The sequence below is a fragment of the Janthinobacterium svalbardense genome (genome assembly GCF_002327145.1).
GTDB classification, from domain to species: domain Bacteria; phylum Pseudomonadota; class Gammaproteobacteria; order Burkholderiales; family Burkholderiaceae_D; genus Janthinobacterium; species Janthinobacterium tructae.
This window is the reverse complement of sequence record NZ_CP023422.1, coordinates 889,781-906,140: the sequence shown is the minus strand read 5'-3', so window position 1 is coordinate 906,140 and position 16,360 is coordinate 889,781. Positions and strand designations below refer to the sequence as shown.

The window sequence follows — 16,360 nt, the reverse complement described above, 5'->3', positions numbered from 1 at the left end:
GGCGCGCGCAAAGTCCGTGACCTGACGCAACAATGCCGCCCCCGCTGGCGCAAGGGCGGCATAGTCTTGATAAGCCGGCAAGATCAGCGGCGCGCACCCGCCAGGCGGCGCACCACCGCGATCATGCGGTCGATTTCCTCATACGTATTGTAGAAGGCAAACGATGGCCGCACGGTCGCTTCCACGCCGAAGCGGCGCAAAATCGGCTGGGCGCAGTGGTGGCCCGAGCGCACGGCGATGCCCTCGTCGTTCAGGGCGCACCCCACTTCCGCCGGCTCGTAGCCGGCCAGCACGAACGAGGCCACGCTGGCCTTCTCGAATGCCGTGCCGATCAGGCGCACGCCGGCAATCGCCTGCAGGTGGTGCGTGGCGTATTCCAGCAGCGCGTGCTCGTAGGCGGCGATGTTGTCCAGGCCGATGCGCTGCACATAATCGATGGCCGCACCCAGGCCCACGGCATCGGCGATATTGCCCGTGCCCGCCTCGAAACGGTTCGGCACGCCCTGGTAGACGGTGCGCTCGAACGTCACGTCGGCGATCATGTTGCCGCCGCCCTGCCACGGCGGCAGTTGCTCCAGCAAGTCCGCCTTGCCATACACGGCGCCGATGCCCGTCGGCCCAAATACCTTATGCCCCGAAAACACGTAAAAATCCGCGCCCAGCGCCTGCACGTCGACGCGCAGGTGCGACACGGCTTGCGCCCCATCGACCAGCACGCGCACGCCGGCCGCATGCGCCAGCGCGATGATCTGCGCCACGGGCGTCACGGTCCCCAGCGCATTCGACACCTGCGTCACGGACACCAGCTTGGTACGCCCGTTAAGCAGCTTGCGGAATGCATCGACGATGATCTGGCCGCTGTCGTCGACGGGAATCACGCGCAGTGTCGCGCCCTTTTCCGCCGCCAGCTGCTGCCACGGCACGATATTGGCGTGGTGTTCCAGCTGCGAGACGATGATCTCGTCGCCGCTGCCGATGTACTTGCGGCCAAAGGTATTGGCGACCAGATTGATGCCTTCCGTGGCACCGCGCACGAAGATGATTTCATTGGGCGAAGCGGCGCCGAGGAAATGGGCGACCTTGGCGCGCGCGGCCTCGTAGGCATCGCTGGCGCGCGCCGCCAGTGCATGCGCCGCGCGGTGAATGTTCGAATTCTCGTGCGCATAGAAATACGACACGCGGTCGATCACCGACTGCGGCTTGTGCGTGGTGGCCGCATTATCGAACCACGCCAAAGGCTTGCCGTTGACCCGTTCGGCCAGCACGGGAAAATCGCGCCGCACGGCATGCACATCGAATGGCGCGGGCGTTTGCCCTGGACCTTGATGCCGCGCAGGCAGCTCGGTCTGGAAATAGAACTGCGGCTGGCCGGCCGCAGGCGCGCCCGGCTGGCCCAGCCCTTGCTGCGCCAGGCCATCGAGCTTGCCATGCGACGCGGGATAGCCATGCGCGCCGCCGACAAAATAGTAGGGCGACGGTGCACCAAGGCTTGATGCCCGTGGCGTCGGCACGGAAGCAGGCGCCGGCGCCACGCCGGGGGCGATGGCGGCGAACGAAGGGCCGGGCTGCGGCGGCGGACGGTTCACGTAGCGGGGCGCCGCATCGAGCACGCTGCCGGAACCGCCAAGGCTGGGCGACTTGTCCAATGCGGGGGGGCAAGCCCGGAAAACGCGCGAAAAACTCGCCCGCCAGGCGGTTCAGGGTCGCTTCGTCGGGTAAAAACGGGACGCCGGGCAAGGCCGCCGCGCCATCACTTGTAGGTGTCTGGGTAGTCATGGTATTTACCGATCTCCACGTCTTCCAGTACGGCCAGCGCATCGTCGGTCAGCACGGCCAGCGAGCAATACAGCGAAATCAGGTAGGACGAAATCGCGTGGCGGTTGATGCCCATGAAGCGCACGGACAGGCCCGGGCTTTGCTCGCCCGCCAGGCCAGGCTGGAACAGGCCGATCACGCCTTGCCGCTGTTCGCCCGCGCGCAGCAAAATAATTTTCGTCTTGCCGTCTTCGATCGGCAGTTTGTCGGACGGCACCAGCGGCACGCCGCGCCAGGTCAAAAACTGCGAACCGAACAGGCTGACGGTCGGTGGCGGCACGCCGCGGCGCGTGCATTCGCGCCCAAAAGCGGCTATCGCCAGCGGATGCGCCAGGAAGAAGCCCGGCTCCTTCCACACTTTCGTCAGCAGTTCGTCGAGGTCGTCCGGCGTGGGCGCGCCCGTCAGGGTAAAAATGCGCTGGTCGTCGTGCACGCTGGCCAGCAGGCCGTAGTCGGGATTGTTGATCAGTTCGCTTTCCTGGCGCTCCTTGATCGTCTCGATGGTCAGGCGCAGCTGCTCCTTGATCTGGTCGTGCGGGCTGCTGTACAGGTCCGACACGCGCGTGTGCACGTCGAGCACCGTGCTGACGGCATTGAGAAAATACTCGCGCGGCTGGTCATCGTAGTCGACAAAGGTTTGCGGCAATTCCGACTCGTCGCGCTGCGAGCAGGCCACGCGCACATCCTTCGGATTTTTCACGCGATTGAGGCGGTAGATACCCGCTTCCACGGGCAGCCATTGCAGCAGGTGCACCAGCCAGCGCGGCGTGATCGTGGATAACTGGGGGACGCTCTTGCTTGCATTGGCCAGCTGGCGCGCGGCGTTATCGCCCAGCGCGAACTGGCTCTCTGTTGCTACTGTCATGACTACTCCTGATGAGAAAAGTGAATATGCTTATCTGAAAAACAAATAAAGTATCAAGCGTCTCCCCCTCTTCCCTCAACATGCTATCGCCATCAAAACACGCTTAACCAAACCTACTACGCGTCGCGATTTGCAGCCTGCGATGCTCACTGTGCATTCGCACAGCTGCGCTTCTCGGCCACAACTCACTGCCGCTCGCTACGGTTTTGTTAAGCGTTTTACCCGTTTTTAATCCACCAGCTCCGGTTCGCAGCGGGCCATCAATCCCGCCAGGCCGACGCCCAGCGCGATGGCCAGCTTTTCCACCGTCAGCAGCGACGGCGTGGCGGCGCCCCGTTCGATTTCGCCGATGAAGGAGCGGTTCAAGTCGGCCGCTTCGGCCAGCCGCTCCTGCGACCAGCCATGCCCTTCACGCAACTGGCGCACGGCCAGTCCAAACTGTTTGATCAACATGCTGTCCTCATGGGTGGTGGGCAAAAGCGGGGTGCGATGGCGCCGGCAAGTCCGCTGCTTCCTGCTGGTTGTGCGCTTGCGTGACATGGCTGCCGGGCGCCACGCTGCGGGTCAGCCAGACATTGCCGCCGATGACGGAACCCTGGCCGATGGTCACCCGTCCCAGGATCGTCGCACCCGCGTAGATGACCACGTCGTCCTGCACGATGGGGTGGCGCGCCAATCCCTTTTTCAGCACACCATCAAAGCCGGCGGGAAAGCGCTTGGCGCCCAGGGTGACGGCTTGATAAATGCGCACCCTTTCGCCGATGATGGCCGTCTCGCCGATCACCACGCCCGTGCCATGGTCGATGAAAAAGCTGCTGCCGATATTGGCGCCCGGGTGGATGTCGATGCCCGTCTGCGAATGGGCCACCTCGGCGATGATGCGCGCCACCAGCGGCGCGCCCAGTGCATACAAGGTATGCGCCAGGCGGTAATGGATGATGGCCAGGATGCCCGGATAGCACAGCAGCACTTCATCGACGCTGTGCGCGGCCGGGTCGCCATGGAAGGCGGCCGCCACGTCCGTGTCGAGCTGGGCGCGGATGCGCGGCAGCGCGCGGGCGAAGCGCTGCACGATGGCCAGCGCCTGCTGTTCGATGGAGACCGTCTGCTGCAAGCCGTGCTGGCGCGCGTGGTAACTGAGTTCGCGCCGCACCTGTTCGTGCAATCCCGTGAGGGTCGTGTCGAGCGTGTGGCCGACAAAGAAATCTTCGCTCTCCTGCTGCAGGTCGAGGGGGCCCAGGCGCATGGGGAACAGGGCCGCGCACAAGGCTTTGATGATGTCGCGCAAGTGCTGGCGCGACGGGAATTCGCGCGCGCCGCACTCCTGGTTGCTGGCCAATCCTTCGCGCCACTGTGCGCGCACGGCGCGCAATTCATCGACGATCTGGCGCAGTTCCCATTGCGGCTGCGCGGCAAGGGAGGCGGGGGAATGGCTCGCTGGTTCATGGTGGTCCCGGAAAGAGATTTAATCTTGCAGCCAGGGCAGCGCATGCCAGCGCCAGCCGCCGCTATGGCCACGCTGTTGCTGCGCGTCGAGGTCGCCCTCGAAGCCTTGCGCGATATTGAAGACGTGCGTGAAACCTGCCTTGGCGGCCGCTTCTGCGGCCAGGGCCGAGCGCTTGCCGCTGCGGCACAGCAGCACCACGACGGCATCCTTGCCGCCCGCCTTCGCTTCCAGTTCGCGCGTAAAGCGGGGATTGCGGTTCATGGCCGTGCCGGTGGCCCACGCCACGTGCAGCGAGGCCGGCACGTAGCCGACGAAAGTGCGTTCCTCGTTGGTGCGCACGTCGACCAGCACGGCTTTGCCAGCCTGCACCAGCTGCCATGCATCCTGCGCGCTGACGATGCCCGCATACGGCAAGCCCTGCGCCTTCGCCTGGGCGCGCGCGAGATGGAGTACTTCGTCAAAGGCCGCCTCGCCGTGCGCGGCGCGTGGGTCGAAAATCAGTTCTGCAGCAGCCATCGTTCCACCTCTTTATTGCGTCGTCAAAAACCAGCACGAGTCCACTGTAGCGAACTTATGTTGTTCGGAAAACAAATTAAAAAGAGTTTGGAAAGCTGAAAAACGTATATGGGGCCTGCGATCACGCGCGTTGGCGCCATCTCTTGATTGTTAACCCAAGAGCAGACGCTGGGGTCGGACCCTGAGGGTCCGACCCCAGAATTTGCCTCTGGGTGTCATCAGGAAGCGCGGCGGCGCTCGCGCAGCAAGAAGCGGGCAGGATCAAGCGCCTCTGCCAGTTGGCGCTCCAGCGGCAACGGCTCGCCCTCCAGCTGGCAAGCCAGCATCTCGGCCGCCAGCGGCGCCCAGATCAGGCCGCGCGAAGCGTACCCCAGCAAGCCAAACAGGCCGGGCCAGCGCGGCACGTCGCGCAAGCGCTCGCAGCGGCCTGGCGCGCCGGGATCGGGCAAGGCGCCCGCCAGCGGCAGGCGGTCCGGCGCCATGCAGCGAAAGCCCGTGCGCCCGGCCAGCGGCGCGTCGAACGGAGCCACATCAAGGATGTCGGAGATCTTAGCGATATTGTCGTGCTGACTATCCATGCGCAGGCTGCTGTCTGCATCGGCAGCATAGGTCGCGCCCACACACACGACGCCCTGGTATGCGGGCGTCATGTAGGCTTCGCGGCAGACGACGAACGGCAAGGAGGGCAGACTGCCTTCGGCCAGGTGCGTGACTTGGCCGCGCACGGCGTCCAGCGGCAGACCGGCCGCCTGTTCGAAATCGACGGCACCCGTGCCCGCCGCCAGGATGACGTTGGGCGCCGCCGCGATCAGGGCGCCGTCCGCATCGCGCACCAGCCACTCCTGATCGCCACGCTCCAGTCGCAGGGCGCTGCTGGAAAAGCACCGCGTGAGCAAGCCGCCGCAAGCGTCCAGCATGGCCGCGCAGACGGAAGACGGGCGCGCCCAGCCACCCTGTGCGAACCACCAGGCGCCATCGGGCGCCGGTGCGCCCAGCATGGCGCTCGCCTCGGGCGCTTCCAGCCAGCGGGCGAATTCGCGCGGATACAGGCAGCTGGCGGCGATCTGCCGCTGCACCTGCGCATGCGCGCCGTCGCGCGCCAGGTGCAGCACGCCGCTCTGCACACCCTCGATGGCGGCGCCGATGCCGCCCAGGTCTTTCCAGCGATTCAGCGAATACAGGTAGGCGGCGCGCACCAGCCGCGTGGGGATATTGTCATCCTTCGACATCAGCGGCATGAAGATGCCGGCCAGGTTGCCCGACGCCTCGCTGGCCGGCTGCGCGTGGCGCTCGACCAGGGTCACCTTCCAGCCGCGCGCGGCCAGCCGTTCGCAGGCGGCCGCGCCGGCCACGCCCGCGCCGATGACGATGGCGCGCCGCTCGGGTGCGGTGACGGCCGCGTGCTCTGCGCGCCGCGCATAAAATACGGCGCGCAAGCGGCTCTCGTCGAAGACAAAACCATTCTGTTGCAACGCCGCGCGCTGCGCCTCGTCCAGGTGCAGCGCATGCAGCTGGCCGCCATCGACCATCAGGCGCGCCAGCACCGCCACGGCGGCGGGTACCCAGGCCAGCAGCACTTCATCGATGCGTGCCGACAATTGCGCCAGGCAGGCATCGGGCTCGCCGATCAGCACATCGAGCGTGACGAAGCCATCGTGCGAGACCATGCGGTGCAAGCCCGGCACGCAAAGCGGCCACTGTGTGCGCCACTCTTCGGGCAAGTGGCTGGCATCGACGGGACGCGGCGCCAGCGCGACGTAATGCAGGCGCCGCCCGCCATGCGCCGCACAGGCTGCGCCAAAGCGGGCGCCGTCAAAATCGGTGTCGAGCAGGACCAGCGCGCGGCGCATCAATGCCCCGCGCGGCAAAAGCAGGTCGGCGCATGGTCGTTGACCATGCCGATACCCTGCATGTAGGCGTAGACGATGGTCGAGCCGACGAACTTGAAGCCCAGCTTGAGCAAGTCTTTCGACAATGTGTCGGACAAGGCTGTCTTGGCGGGAAACTCGCCCGGTTGCCAGCTATTGACGATGGGCTGGCCATCGACATACGCCCACAAAAAGCTGTCCAGGGTCTGGCCTTGCGCGCGCAGGCGCAGGTAGGCTTGCGCATTCGTGATGGCCGCCGCCACCTTCAGACGGTTGCGCACGATGCCGGGGTCCGCCAGCAGCTGCGCCACCTTCTCCGGGCCATACGCGGCGATCTTTTCCGCATCCCAGTCGTCGAAGGCGGCGCGGTAGGTGTCGCGCTTGTTCAAGATGGTTTCCCAGCTCAGGCCAGCCTGCGCGCCTTCCAGGTTCAGCATCTCGAACAGCCGGCGCTCGTCGTGGCAGGGCACGCCCCACTCCGTATCGTGGTAGTCAAGGTAGCGGGGATTGGCCGGATTGGCCCAGGCGCAGCGGGTGATGGTCGCGTTGATCGTCATGGTCATGGTCTTCGTATGCAGGCAAGCACCAGTATAGTTTATCGGCCGCGCAAGAGGCGCCCCAGTTCCAGCAGGCCGTGCTGCATCTCTGCCGGGGGAATGGCGGCAAAGCCCAATAACAGCCCGGGCGGCGTGGCGCAGGCGGCACCGGCGTCAGGGTCGGCATAGTGCCCCAGCGGACGCAGTTCGATACCCCGTTCCAGTCCCGCGCGCGACACCGTTTCTTCATCATGGCCAGCGCGAAAATACGCGCACAGTTCCAGGCCGCTGTCGGCCGGGCCGCACGCGAGCTGGTCGTCGAGTTCGTGCGCCAAGCCGCGCACCAGCTGATCGCGCCGTTCGGCATTGCTGTCGCGCGTGCGGCGGATATGCCGGCCAAAGTGGCCCTCGGCGATGAAGTCGGCCAGCGCCATCTGCGGCACGATGGCCGTGTGGCGGTCCATCACGGCCTTGGCCTGCACCAGCGCCTCGGCCAGCGCGGGCGGCGCCACCATATAACCGAGGCGCAGGCCGGGGAACAGCACTTTCGACAGGGTACCCACGTAGACCACGCAGCCATCGCGGTCCAGGCTTTGCAGGGACGCCAGCGGCGCGCCCGAGTAGCGGTATTCGCTGTCGTAATCGTCTTCCACCAGCCACGCCTTGTTGTGTGCGGCCCAGGCGAGCAGGGCCAGGCGGCGCGGTAAACTCATGCTCACGCCCAGCGGCATCTGGTGCGATGGCGTCACGTAGGCCAGCTTCGCCTGCGGACAGTGCGCCACGCCATACGCCACGTCCAGTCCCTGCGCATCGACGGGAACGGGAAAGACGCGCGCGCCGGCCGCGCGCAACGGACCGCTGGCGCCCCGGTAGCCGGGCGACTCCATCCAGGCCGAGTCGCCCGGTGCCAGCAAAATAGTCGAGAGCATGAACAGCGCCTGCTGCGACCCGGAGGTGATGACGATCTGCTGCGGCGTGCACTGGACGCCGCGCGAGGCCTTCAGGTACACGCACAGCAGTTCGCGCAGCGGCAGGTAGCCGGCCGGGTCGCTGTAGCCGAACTGGTGGTCGGGGCGGCGCCAGCGCCGCGCTTCCAGGCGGTTCCACACGTCGAACGGGAAGTGGTCGATGCGCGGCATGCCGACGCGGAAAGCGCGCAGCGGGCCCCGGTGGAACGCCACCTGGCGCATGGCCGCCACCACGCCCTGCCCGCGCGCCGACAGGGGCCGCAGCAGGCCGGGCGCATCCAACTTGCCGGCCGGCGCAGCCACCGGTACGGACAAGGGAACGTCGCGGCTGACAAAGGTGCCGCGTCCCACGGCGCCATCGAGATAGCCTTCCGCCGTCAACAGCGCATACGCATTGAGCACCGTCTGGCGCGACACGGCCAGCAGGCGGCAAAAGTCGCGCGTGGGCGGCAGCTGCATGCCGGGACTCATGCGGCCATCGAGGATGGCGGCCTTGATGGCCGCATACAGCTGGCGGAACAGCGGTTCGGTGGCGCCGCGCTGCAGCGGCAAGGCGGCGATGATCTGATTCAGGTGGGAAGCTGGCATGGTGGCGCTCTTGAATTGGTAGCTTAAAGATAGCACTTATTGGCTATTTTAAATAGCCAAGACTGGCGCTAAGATGACGCATCCCCTCACTCCCGTGGAGCACCCATGCATCAGTTTTTCGCCACCGTGGCCTGGCAGCGCGACGGCCAGGATTTCGCCGGCCAGCGCTATAGCCGTGGCCATGCATGGCAGTTCGACGGCGGCCTGACGGTACCCGCCTCGTCGTCGCCCTTGTCCGTGCCGCTGCCCATGTCGGTGGCAGCAAATATCGACCCGGAAGAAGCGCTGGTGGCCGCCACGTCGAGCTGCCACATGCTGTTCTTCCTGTCGCTGGCCGCGCAGCGCGGCTACGTCATCGACGACTACCGCGACGACGCCGTCGGCGAGCTGGGGAAAAATGCTGCGGACCGCGTGGCCATGACGCGCATCGTGCTGCGCCCGCGCATCGTGTTTTCCGGCGCGGCACCCTCGCCAGAAGCATTGGCCAGCCTGCACCACGACGCGCACGAGCGCTGCTACATCGCCAATTCGCTGGCGGCCGACGTGGTTGTGGAAGGAGTCGCCTAGATGTACACGCCCGCCAGCTTCCGCGAAGAACGCCTCGACATGCTGCATGGCCTGATCGACGCGCATCCGCTGGGCGCGCTGGTGCGCCACGGCGCCGATGGCCTGTGCGCCGACCATCTGCCGTTCGAGATCGCCGCGCCCACGCTTGACGCCCCATTCGGCATCCTGCGCGCCCACGTGGCGCGCGCCAACCCGCTGTGGCGCACGGCCGGCGAAGAAGATGACTGCATGGTGATCTTCCAGGGGCCGCACGCCTACATCACGCCCGCCTGGTATGCGGAAAAGCAGCGCAGCGGCAAGGAAGTCCCCACCTTCAACTATGCGGTCGTGCACGCGCACGGTCCCCTGCGCGCCATCGACGACGCGGCATGGCTGCTGGGATTGGTGGAGCGGCTGACGGCGCGCCATGAGGCAGATCAAGCCGCGCCGTGGCGGGTGAGCGATGCGCCGGCCGACTATATCGACAAGCTGTTAAAAGCCATCGTCGGCATCGAAATCCCCCTCACGCGCATCACGGGAAAATGGAAGCTGGGGCAGAACCGCAGCCTGCAAGACCAGGCCCGCATGGCACGCGGCCTGGCACTGGAGCATCAACCCGGCGCGGCGCAGGCCTTGGGCGCGCTGATCGCCGCCAACGTCAAGTCAGCCAGCTGACGGCCGCTGAAAACGTCAAAAACGACAGCGCCGTCGAGACCAGAATGATGCGGGCGATGCGCGCCGTGTTTGCACCGAAGCGTTCCGACAGCAGCGAGACGTTGCTGGCGCTGGGCAGGCAAGCCACCAGCACCATACAGGTCAGCGCGAACGGATCGAGCGGCGCGCCGAGCCAGATGGCCGCGTGGCCGATGCCCCACACCAGCAGCGGATGCAGCAGCAGTTTTTTCAGCGCCACGGGCACATACTCTTTCATCGGCGCCGGGTCGCTGGTGCTCATCTGCGAACGGGCCAGCACGGCGCCGATGGTAAACAGAGCCACCGGCGAGGCGGCGTCGGCCAGCAGGCCCACCGTCTGCGTCAATGGCTTGGGCAAGGCCAGTGCCTGCCACGACGTCAAGGCACCCAGCACGATCGCCCATGGCATGGGGTTGCCCGCCATGCCCTTCATGGCGTTGACGACGGCGGCGCGGCTGCCGTGCGCGCCGCCGCTACCGATGCGCGACAGGGCGATGCACAGCGAGCTGGTAATCAACAGGTCGACGACGATGGTAACGATGACGGGGCCCGAGGAACGCGGCCCGAGCAAGGTCAATAGCAGCGGCACGCCCATGAAGCCGGTGTTCGGGAAGGCCGCCACCAGCGCGCCGAAGGCGGCGTTGTTCCAGTCGATGCGGTGGCTCAGCGTCATGGCCGTGGTGACACCCACCATGATCAGCGCGCATAGCAGGTAGACGCCGAACACGCTGGCGTCGAGCAGCTGCGCGATGGGCGTGGCGGCGCCGAAGCGGTACAGCATGCAGGGTAGCGCGAAGTACAGGACAAAACTGTTCAAGCCGCCGATGGCGGCCAGCGGCAGCAGCGTGCGCCGCACGGCCAGGTAGCCGCACAGCACCAGGGCAAAGAAGGGAGACGTGATGGCGAGAATGGTCAGCATGGAGCGCCATTGTAGCGCGCCCACGTGCAGCATCTCCCGGCACAGGCCGCGCGCACGGCCATGCTTGACGCTGGGCGCGGATCTCGCCCGCCGTCACACCCTCACGCCAGATGGCCTTCCGCCACCCAGCCCCGGTTGGCGGGCGCTGGCTTCGGCTTGGGCGCAATACCGCTGCTTTTTTCCGCATCGAGGATGATGCTGCGCATGCTGTCGCTGGCGGCCGGCCCCGGCGCAAACGCATAGTACTCATCATTGATGGGCAAGCCCGTCATGGCGTCGACCAGCACCGGATCGGCAGCCAGGCCCGTGTCACGGCTGGCGATGACGAGGCTGGCGCCTTCCGGCGCGAAGTTTTCATTGCCCCAGGCGATAAAGGCCAGCAAGACGGGCTTGAAGGCGCGCCCGGACTTGCTCAGCACATAGTCGTAACGGGGCGGCTTGGCGCAATACAAGCGGCGCGTCATCAAGCCGCCCTCCACCAGGTCCGCCAGGCGGCGCGTCAGGATGGTGGGGGCAATCTTGAGGCTTTTTTCAAATTCGTCGAAGCGCGTCTTGCCATAAAACGCTTCGCGCAGGATGAGGATGCTCCACCATTCACCCACCTTGCCCAGGCTGCGGGCAATCGGGCAAGGCAAATTATTAAAGTTGGTATGTTTCACGACCATCTCCTCACATTGATTCAACACAACAATCGAAAAAATCTCAGTTACAACACGAAAACATGTGTTTTCCTGCGCGACGAGGCCAGCCTCGCCACGGACAAGGCGGAGGTTAAGCGACAGGGAAGCAGAACCGGCCTGCACGCAGCGCCTGGCTTGACAGTCAACGGTGGCCGTGATGCCCGACTTGCAGGTATCGGGCGCCGGTGCCGTTCAGATACACGGCCGCGTCGGCGCCACGCGGCAGCAGTGCCGTGCTGGCGGCAACGATAAGGTGGGGGGAAATAACTCGCAACATGATACCTCCTGATGATCGAACATCATTAATGAGCCCGTCAATATGAAGGACATCGAGGATAGTCACGGTATTGCTGGCGTTTTTTGGGGCACGCAAACCAGGACAACAAAATATCAGCGCCGAGAGCCAGGAACCTGAGGGCGTCGGTTTTTTGCCGCATTTGCAAAACAGATTTTTTAATAATCGACATTGCTTTAAGTCAATGCATGGGTGAATTATTAGCGATCTGGGAAATCGCCGCTTCTTCTGGCGGAGAAACCTCTTTTGAAACACGAGAAAAGCAGAAAATAAAAGAAAAAGCGAGGCATAATAAGCCACACTTGCTTTTTGGTTAAGTCATCCATGCCATGCCATTGACCAGCGAAACCGTCAAAAAAAACATCTTGATCGTGGACGATTCCGCGTTCGAGCAGCGCATGCTGATGGAGCTGCTCAGCGAGCAGCCCTACCGTTTCAGCATCGCGTTCAACGGCTACCAGGGCTACCAGCTGGCGCTGGCCACGCTGCCCGACCTGATCCTGCTCGACGTGCGCATGCCCGAGATGGATGGCTACACGGCATGCCGATTGCTCAAGGCCAATCCCGAAACGGAACAGATACCCGTCATCTTTCTCAGCGGCGCCGATGCCGCCAAGGAACGCATCATGGGCTTGCAGGTGGGCGGTGTCGACTACATTTCGAAGCCGTTCACGCCGGAAGAGCTGGCCGCGCGCATTCATATCCACCTGGGGTTGATGCGTAAAAGCAACAGCACCTTACCCATCGCGGTCCCGGCCAGCGAGCGCCAGCAGCATCCCGACCTGGTGTTCGTCAATGCGGTCAAACAGCTCATTCTCGACAACCTGGGCAGCCTGCCCAACCTGTCCGAGATCGCCCGCAGCGTGGGCACTTACCGCGAAAAGCTGACCCTGATGTTCCGCGAACAAACGGGCATGACGGTGTTTGCCTTCATCCGCGAAGCACGCATCGCGCGCGGCGTGGCATTGCTGCAGCAGACAGACATCGACGTGCAGGATGTCGCCCTGCTGATCGGCTTTCACAACGCGGGCAACTTCGCCACCGCCTTTCGCGAACGCATGGGCATGACGCCCAGCGCCTACCGCCAGCGCCTGCAGGAACAGGCGGGCCAGCGGCAGGTGTCAAACGGGCATTAGAACTGCAGATCAGAACTTGTAGTTCAGCTTGAGCGAGGCGAAGCGTCCGCGCGGGTCGGCCTGCGTATAGTCGAAGCCCGAGGCTGAGTAATCCCACGGCGCGCGCTTGTTGGCCAGGTTTTGCACGATGAAGGTGACGTTCGCCTTGGGTGTCACCTGCCAGCTGGTGGTCACGTCGAAAGTGCTGAAGGCGGCCACCGATTCATCGAGATGCGTGTTTTGCGCATAGCTGCCCACATAGTTCCAGGTCAGCGTGGACGACCATTTGCCCTGCTCCCAGGTGGCCGAGGTGACGCCGCGCCATTTCGGGATGGAGCCGAAATAATTGGTGCCGGCGCCGTTCGTCAGTGGCGCGCCATCGGACAGCGGCTCGGCAAAGCGCAGCACGCGGCTCAGCTGGCCGGCCAGGGTCAGCTTGCCCCAGTCCTGGTCGACGAAGCGCTGGCGCAGGTCGAGGTCGATGCCCGACACTTCACGCTGTCCCTGGTTGCGGTACTGGCGGTACAGGGTCGTGATGCGGCCATCGGCGTCACGCGTGATCTTCTGCGGCGCCGACGCTTCATTGGCGAGTGTAGTGGTGGCGCTTTCCGTGCCAATCACGCCATCTTGCTTGATGCGGTAGTAATCGAGGCCGATGCTCGAGCTGCTGGTCGGCGACACCACTACGCCCAGGTTCAGGTTATTCGACCGTTCCGGACGCAGCGCCGTATTGGCGATGGTAATGGCCGTCACGCCGCGCGTCTGCGTCGGCGTGACAGGGTCCTTCGGATCGAGCACGCTGACATAGCTGACGGCCGTGCTTTGCGTGATTTCCGGCAGCGACGGCGCGCGGAAGCCGCGCGACACGGTGCCGCGCACCAGCAGCCACGGTGCCGCCTGGTAGCGGGCGCTGGCTTTCGGCGAAAACGCATTGCCGAAATCGCTGTAATGGTCGGCGCGGCCCGCCAGGTTGACGGACAGGTCTTTCACCACAGGCACGTTGAATTCGGCAAACAGGGCCGACACGCTGCGCGAGCCGTTGATGATGTTGATCGCCGGGCGCAGCTCCGTGCCCGACAGCACGGCCGTCGAGGTTTGCGAATCCATCTTTTCGCGGCGCCACTGCGCGCCAGCGGCAAAGCCCAGCGGACCGGCCGGCAGCTGCCACAAGTCTTTCGCCGCCGAGAAATCGACGGTATCGAGGGTCGACTCGGCCGGACGCAGGGTCGACAGGCGCAAGCGGTTGCGCACGGCCTCGCTGTTTTGCGACTGGTCAAAGAAGTTATAACTGCCGTCGGCCAGCACCTTCTGGAATTCATAGCGGTTGACGAAATTCTGCACCGTCTCTTCCAGCTTGCTGCTGGAGTGGCCTACGGCCGCATCCCAGTCCCAGCCCGCCAGGGTACCCTTGGCACCGGCCAGCGCGCGGTAGAAGGTGACCTTGTCCTGCTTCAGGCGCGGTCCCAGGTCGAACAGGGTAGCCGTGAACGGCAGCGGCGTCGCACCCGGATTGTTCGGGTGGCCGACAGGCAGCACGACAGGAATGGTGTCGAGCGCCTGGGTGGCGTTGTTCCACACGCGCGTGGCATTGTTGACGCTGAGCGGCGCGCTGAAGGTCTGGTCGGCGCGCGAATAGCTGTGCAGCAAGTCGACATACGCTTCCGTATCCGCGTTCAGTTTGAAGGTGGCGCGCGCGGCCGTGTGCACGCGCTCGATGCCGGGAATCAGGGTTTTATACGGCGACGGGTTATACGCCAGCACTTGGCCCGTCTTGCCGGGCGTGATGTCGCCATAATTGACCAGTTGCAATGGTCCGCGCACGCCGCCCAAGGTCCGGGTCGGGTCCGTGCCCGCGTAATTGGTGATGGCCCAGCCCAGGCTGCCCCGCTGCTGCTTGCGGAAGTCCGCATCGCGCATCCACGCCACGTCGCTTTGCTGCAGCTTGTCGCGCTGCTGCGCATCGATCGAGAAGACCAGGCTGTAGCCGTCTTCCTCCAGCTTGCCAAAGCCCGTCTGCAGCGCCGCGCTCTTTTCATGCTGGCCCGTGCCTTCGGTCGAGCCGCCCCACTGCGCCGTGACGTCCGTGCCCGTGAATTCCTTGTACAGGATGATGTTGACCACGCCGGCCACGGCGTCGGAACCGTAGACGGACGAGGCGCCATCCTTGAGCACCTCGATGCGCTGCACGGCCGCCATCGGCAGGCTGTTCAGGTCGACAAAGGTTTCCTGCAGGTTTTGCGCCGTCGCATAGCTGGCCACGCGCTTGCCATTGACGAGGATCAGGGTATTTTTCTGGCCGATGCCGCGCAGCGACAGGCCCGAGGTGCCGGCCGAGAAACTGCCCGTATATTGTTCGTTGTAGCTGTTGCCGCTGTTGGCGGAGATGGCGCGCAGCACATCCGAGACGCTGGTCTTGCCGCTGGCTTTCAATTCCTTGGCCGTGATGACCTGCACCGCGCTGGCGCCCTCTTTTTCGCTGACGCGGATATTCGAGCCGGTGACGTTGACCCGCAGCATGTCGTCCTCGGCATGGGCGAAGGCAGGAAAGGCGGCGGCAATGGCAAGACTGATGGCGAGTGGTTTGAACATGGTTTCCTCTTATTGGGATTGAGCCTTTTTCAGATAAAAAAGGCCGAGCAGGGGCACGCGGACCGGGTGGGCCTACGGGCAAAACGACGACGGGGACAGGAAGGAATTACGGGATGCGTGGACGGGCACGCACCGGCATCGACTGCGCCATGCATTGCATGGTCAGCTGGTGCGGGGCGGCATAAAAACAGGCAGAAAGACTAAAGCGCAACATAAAAGACACCGGTAAGCGGGGAAAGGCCACTATATCTCGGCGTCTTTATGGCGTGAACGAATTAAAAATTGATTGTATATACGATTTGAATCTAAGGACTTGGCGTTTGGCAATGTCAGGCGTCGGCCATCGCCCGCGGCGCGGCCGCCGCGCGGCGTGCCTGCACGCCCCACCAGTACCAGGAAATCAGGGCATTGACCCAGTAAGCCGCATACAGCACGGCCGTCAGGTGCAGGCCGCGGCTGTAGTAGAGCGGCACGGCTACCGTGTTGACCAGCAGCCAGAAGGCCCAGGTTTCGATGCGCCGGCTCATCAGCAAGAATTGCGCGATGATGCTAAATACCAACACTGCCGAATCGATGAAGGGCGCGTAGGCATTCGTAAACCGGTGCAGCAGCATGCCGTAGATGGCCACGGAGGCGATACCGGCCGGCACCACCCAGGCCAGGCTGCGCCAGCCCGTGCGCGTGATCGGCAACGGTTTGCCGCCGGCGCCACGCCGCCATTGCAGCCAGCCGATGACGCAGGTGACGATGAAAAACAGCTGCAGCATCACGTCGGCATACAGATTAACCTGGAAAAACAGCACGGCAAACAGCACGCAGCCGATGATGCCGATCCACCAGGAATGAATATTATTGCGTCCGGCCAGGATGATGGAAGCAGTCATCAAGACATTGGCGGCGATCTCGAGCGGGGGAGTCAA

At 64.5% G+C, this 16,360-nt stretch carries 16 protein-coding genes and 1 pseudogene; 4 read left to right on the top strand and 13 right to left on the bottom strand.

Annotated features, from left to right (window positions below):
- Positions 1 to 83: 83 nt before the first annotated feature.
- The 8 genes and pseudogenes from CNX70_RS03970 to pdxR form a co-directional block, all read right to left on the bottom strand.
- A pseudogene (locus CNX70_RS03970) lies at positions 84 to 1,776 on the bottom strand (family 2A encapsulin nanocompartment cargo protein cysteine desulfurase).
- Positions 1,751 to 2,680 (bottom strand): family 2A encapsulin nanocompartment shell protein, encoded by a 930-nt coding sequence (locus tag CNX70_RS03965; protein WP_070221598.1) that lies wholly within the window; start codon positions 2,678 to 2,680, stop codon positions 1,751 to 1,753. Before CNX70_RS03965 ends, CNX70_RS03970 begins: the two are co-directional and overlap by 26 nt.
- A 228-nt stretch (positions 2,681 to 2,908) precedes the next feature.
- Positions 2,909 to 3,133: a helix-turn-helix domain-containing protein gene (locus CNX70_RS03960; RefSeq protein WP_086147172.1), complete on the bottom strand. Its 225-nt coding sequence runs from the start codon at positions 3,131 to 3,133 to the stop codon at positions 2,909 to 2,911.
- 7 nt (positions 3,134 to 3,140) lie between these two features.
- Positions 3,141 to 4,043, bottom strand: a complete 903-nt coding sequence (gene epsC, locus CNX70_RS03955) for a serine O-acetyltransferase EpsC (RefSeq protein WP_425269219.1) — start codon at positions 4,041 to 4,043, stop codon at positions 3,141 to 3,143.
- A 102-nt stretch (positions 4,044 to 4,145) separates the two neighbouring features.
- Positions 4,146 to 4,643 carry a rhodanese-like domain-containing protein gene (locus tag CNX70_RS03950; RefSeq protein ID WP_096233615.1) on the bottom strand — a complete coding sequence of 166 codons (498 nt, stop codon included), beginning with the start codon at positions 4,641 to 4,643 and terminating at the stop codon, positions 4,146 to 4,148.
- 218 nt (positions 4,644 to 4,861) lie between these two features.
- Positions 4,862 to 6,493, bottom strand: a complete 1,632-nt coding sequence (mnmC1, locus tag CNX70_RS03945) for an FAD-dependent 5-carboxymethylaminomethyl-2-thiouridine(34) oxidoreductase MnmC1 (protein ID WP_096233613.1) — start codon at positions 6,491 to 6,493, stop codon at positions 4,862 to 4,864.
- Positions 6,493 to 7,074, bottom strand: coding sequence for a DNA-3-methyladenine glycosylase I (locus CNX70_RS03940; protein ID WP_244199027.1), 582 nt, complete (start codon positions 7,072 to 7,074; stop codon positions 6,493 to 6,495). The genes mnmC1 and CNX70_RS03940 overlap by 1 nt, the downstream gene beginning before the upstream one ends.
- A 32-nt stretch (positions 7,075 to 7,106) precedes the next feature.
- Entirely contained in the window at positions 7,107 to 8,603 is a 1,497-nt protein-coding gene (gene pdxR / locus CNX70_RS03935) for a MocR-like pyridoxine biosynthesis transcription factor PdxR (RefSeq protein WP_096233611.1), read from the bottom strand.
- A 105-nt stretch (positions 8,604 to 8,708) separates the two neighbouring features.
- Between pdxR and CNX70_RS03930 the strand changes: the two genes are divergently transcribed.
- Positions 8,709 to 9,170, top strand: coding sequence for an OsmC family protein (locus tag CNX70_RS03930; RefSeq protein ID WP_096233609.1), 462 nt, complete (start codon positions 8,709 to 8,711; stop codon positions 9,168 to 9,170).
- On the top strand, positions 9,171 to 9,824 hold the full coding sequence (locus tag CNX70_RS03925) for an FMN-binding negative transcriptional regulator (protein WP_096233606.1): 654 nt from the start codon (positions 9,171 to 9,173) through the stop codon (positions 9,822 to 9,824). It abuts the gene before it with no gap.
- On the opposite strand, the gene CNX70_RS03920 is transcribed toward CNX70_RS03925, so the two are convergent.
- From CNX70_RS03920 to CNX70_RS29085, 3 genes are all read right to left on the bottom strand, one after another.
- The gene (locus tag CNX70_RS03920; RefSeq protein ID WP_096238258.1) at positions 9,808 to 10,761 is read right to left on the bottom strand and encodes an AEC family transporter; all 954 of its coding nucleotides are present in this window, start codon (positions 10,759 to 10,761) and stop codon (positions 9,808 to 9,810) included. The two genes, CNX70_RS03925 and CNX70_RS03920, sit on opposite strands and share 17 nt — an antisense overlap.
- Positions 10,762 to 10,862: 101 nt before the next feature.
- Positions 10,863 to 11,420, bottom strand: coding sequence for a winged helix-turn-helix transcriptional regulator (locus tag CNX70_RS03915; RefSeq protein ID WP_071080157.1), 558 nt, complete (start codon positions 11,418 to 11,420; stop codon positions 10,863 to 10,865).
- A gap of 163 nt (positions 11,421 to 11,583) precedes the next feature.
- Positions 11,584 to 11,718: a hypothetical protein gene (locus CNX70_RS29085; protein WP_279629345.1), complete on the bottom strand. Its 135-nt coding sequence runs from the start codon at positions 11,716 to 11,718 to the stop codon at positions 11,584 to 11,586.
- Between the two features lie 206 nt (positions 11,719 to 11,924).
- Here CNX70_RS29085 and CNX70_RS29080 point away from each other — a divergent pair, with 206 nt between their 5' ends.
- Both CNX70_RS29080 and CNX70_RS03910 read left to right on the top strand, forming a co-directional pair.
- Positions 11,925 to 12,053 (top strand): hypothetical protein, encoded by a 129-nt coding sequence (locus CNX70_RS29080; protein WP_277922166.1) that lies wholly within the window; start codon positions 11,925 to 11,927, stop codon positions 12,051 to 12,053.
- Positions 12,054 to 12,065: 12 nt separating this feature from the next.
- Positions 12,066 to 12,872 carry a response regulator transcription factor gene (locus CNX70_RS03910; RefSeq protein ID WP_096233604.1) on the top strand — a complete coding sequence of 269 codons (807 nt, stop codon included), beginning with the start codon at positions 12,066 to 12,068 and terminating at the stop codon, positions 12,870 to 12,872.
- A 9-nt stretch (positions 12,873 to 12,881) separates the two neighbouring features.
- Here CNX70_RS03910 and CNX70_RS03905 read toward each other — a convergent pair whose 3' ends face one another.
- Complete coding sequence (locus CNX70_RS03905) at positions 12,882 to 15,440, bottom strand: TonB-dependent receptor (RefSeq protein WP_096233602.1); 2,559 nt, start codon at positions 15,438 to 15,440, stop codon at positions 12,882 to 12,884.
- Positions 15,441 to 15,769: 329 nt separating this feature from the next.
- Positions 15,770 to 16,360: a nicotinamide riboside transporter PnuC gene (pnuC, locus tag CNX70_RS03900; RefSeq protein ID WP_208624488.1), complete on the bottom strand. Its 591-nt coding sequence runs from the start codon at positions 16,358 to 16,360 to the stop codon at positions 15,770 to 15,772.

Coding starts and splice junctions, on each gene's coding strand:
- CNX70_RS03950 (WP_096233615.1), bottom strand. CDS start 4,643: ATGGCTGCTGCAGAACTGATTTTCGACCCACGCGCCGCGCACGGCGAG.
- CNX70_RS29085 (WP_279629345.1), bottom strand. CDS start 11,718: ATGTTGCGAGTTATTTCCCCCCACCTTATCGTTGCCGCCAGCACGGCA.
- CNX70_RS03910 (WP_096233604.1), top strand. CDS start 12,066: ATGCCATTGACCAGCGAAACCGTCAAAAAAAACATCTTGATCGTGGAC.
- CNX70_RS03960 (WP_086147172.1), bottom strand. CDS start 3,133: ATGTTGATCAAACAGTTTGGACTGGCCGTGCGCCAGTTGCGTGAAGGG.
- CNX70_RS03920 (WP_096238258.1), bottom strand. CDS start 10,761: ATGCTGACCATTCTCGCCATCACGTCTCCCTTCTTTGCCCTGGTGCTG.
- CNX70_RS03930 (WP_096233609.1), top strand. CDS start 8,709: ATGCATCAGTTTTTCGCCACCGTGGCCTGGCAGCGCGACGGCCAGGAT.
- mnmC1 (WP_096233613.1), bottom strand. CDS start 6,493: ATGCGCCGCGCGCTGGTCCTGCTCGACACCGATTTTGACGGCGCCCGC.
- CNX70_RS29080 (WP_277922166.1), top strand. CDS start 11,925: ATGGGTGAATTATTAGCGATCTGGGAAATCGCCGCTTCTTCTGGCGGA.
- CNX70_RS03905 (WP_096233602.1), bottom strand. CDS start 15,440: ATGTTCAAACCACTCGCCATCAGTCTTGCCATTGCCGCCGCCTTTCCT.
- CNX70_RS03940 (WP_244199027.1), bottom strand. CDS start 7,074: ATGACCATGACGATCAACGCGACCATCACCCGCTGCGCCTGGGCCAAT.
- CNX70_RS03925 (WP_096233606.1), top strand. CDS start 9,171: ATGTACACGCCCGCCAGCTTCCGCGAAGAACGCCTCGACATGCTGCAT.
- CNX70_RS03965 (WP_070221598.1), bottom strand. CDS start 2,680: ATGACAGTAGCAACAGAGAGCCAGTTCGCGCTGGGCGATAACGCCGCG.
- pdxR (WP_096233611.1), bottom strand. CDS start 8,603: ATGCCAGCTTCCCACCTGAATCAGATCATCGCCGCCTTGCCGCTGCAG.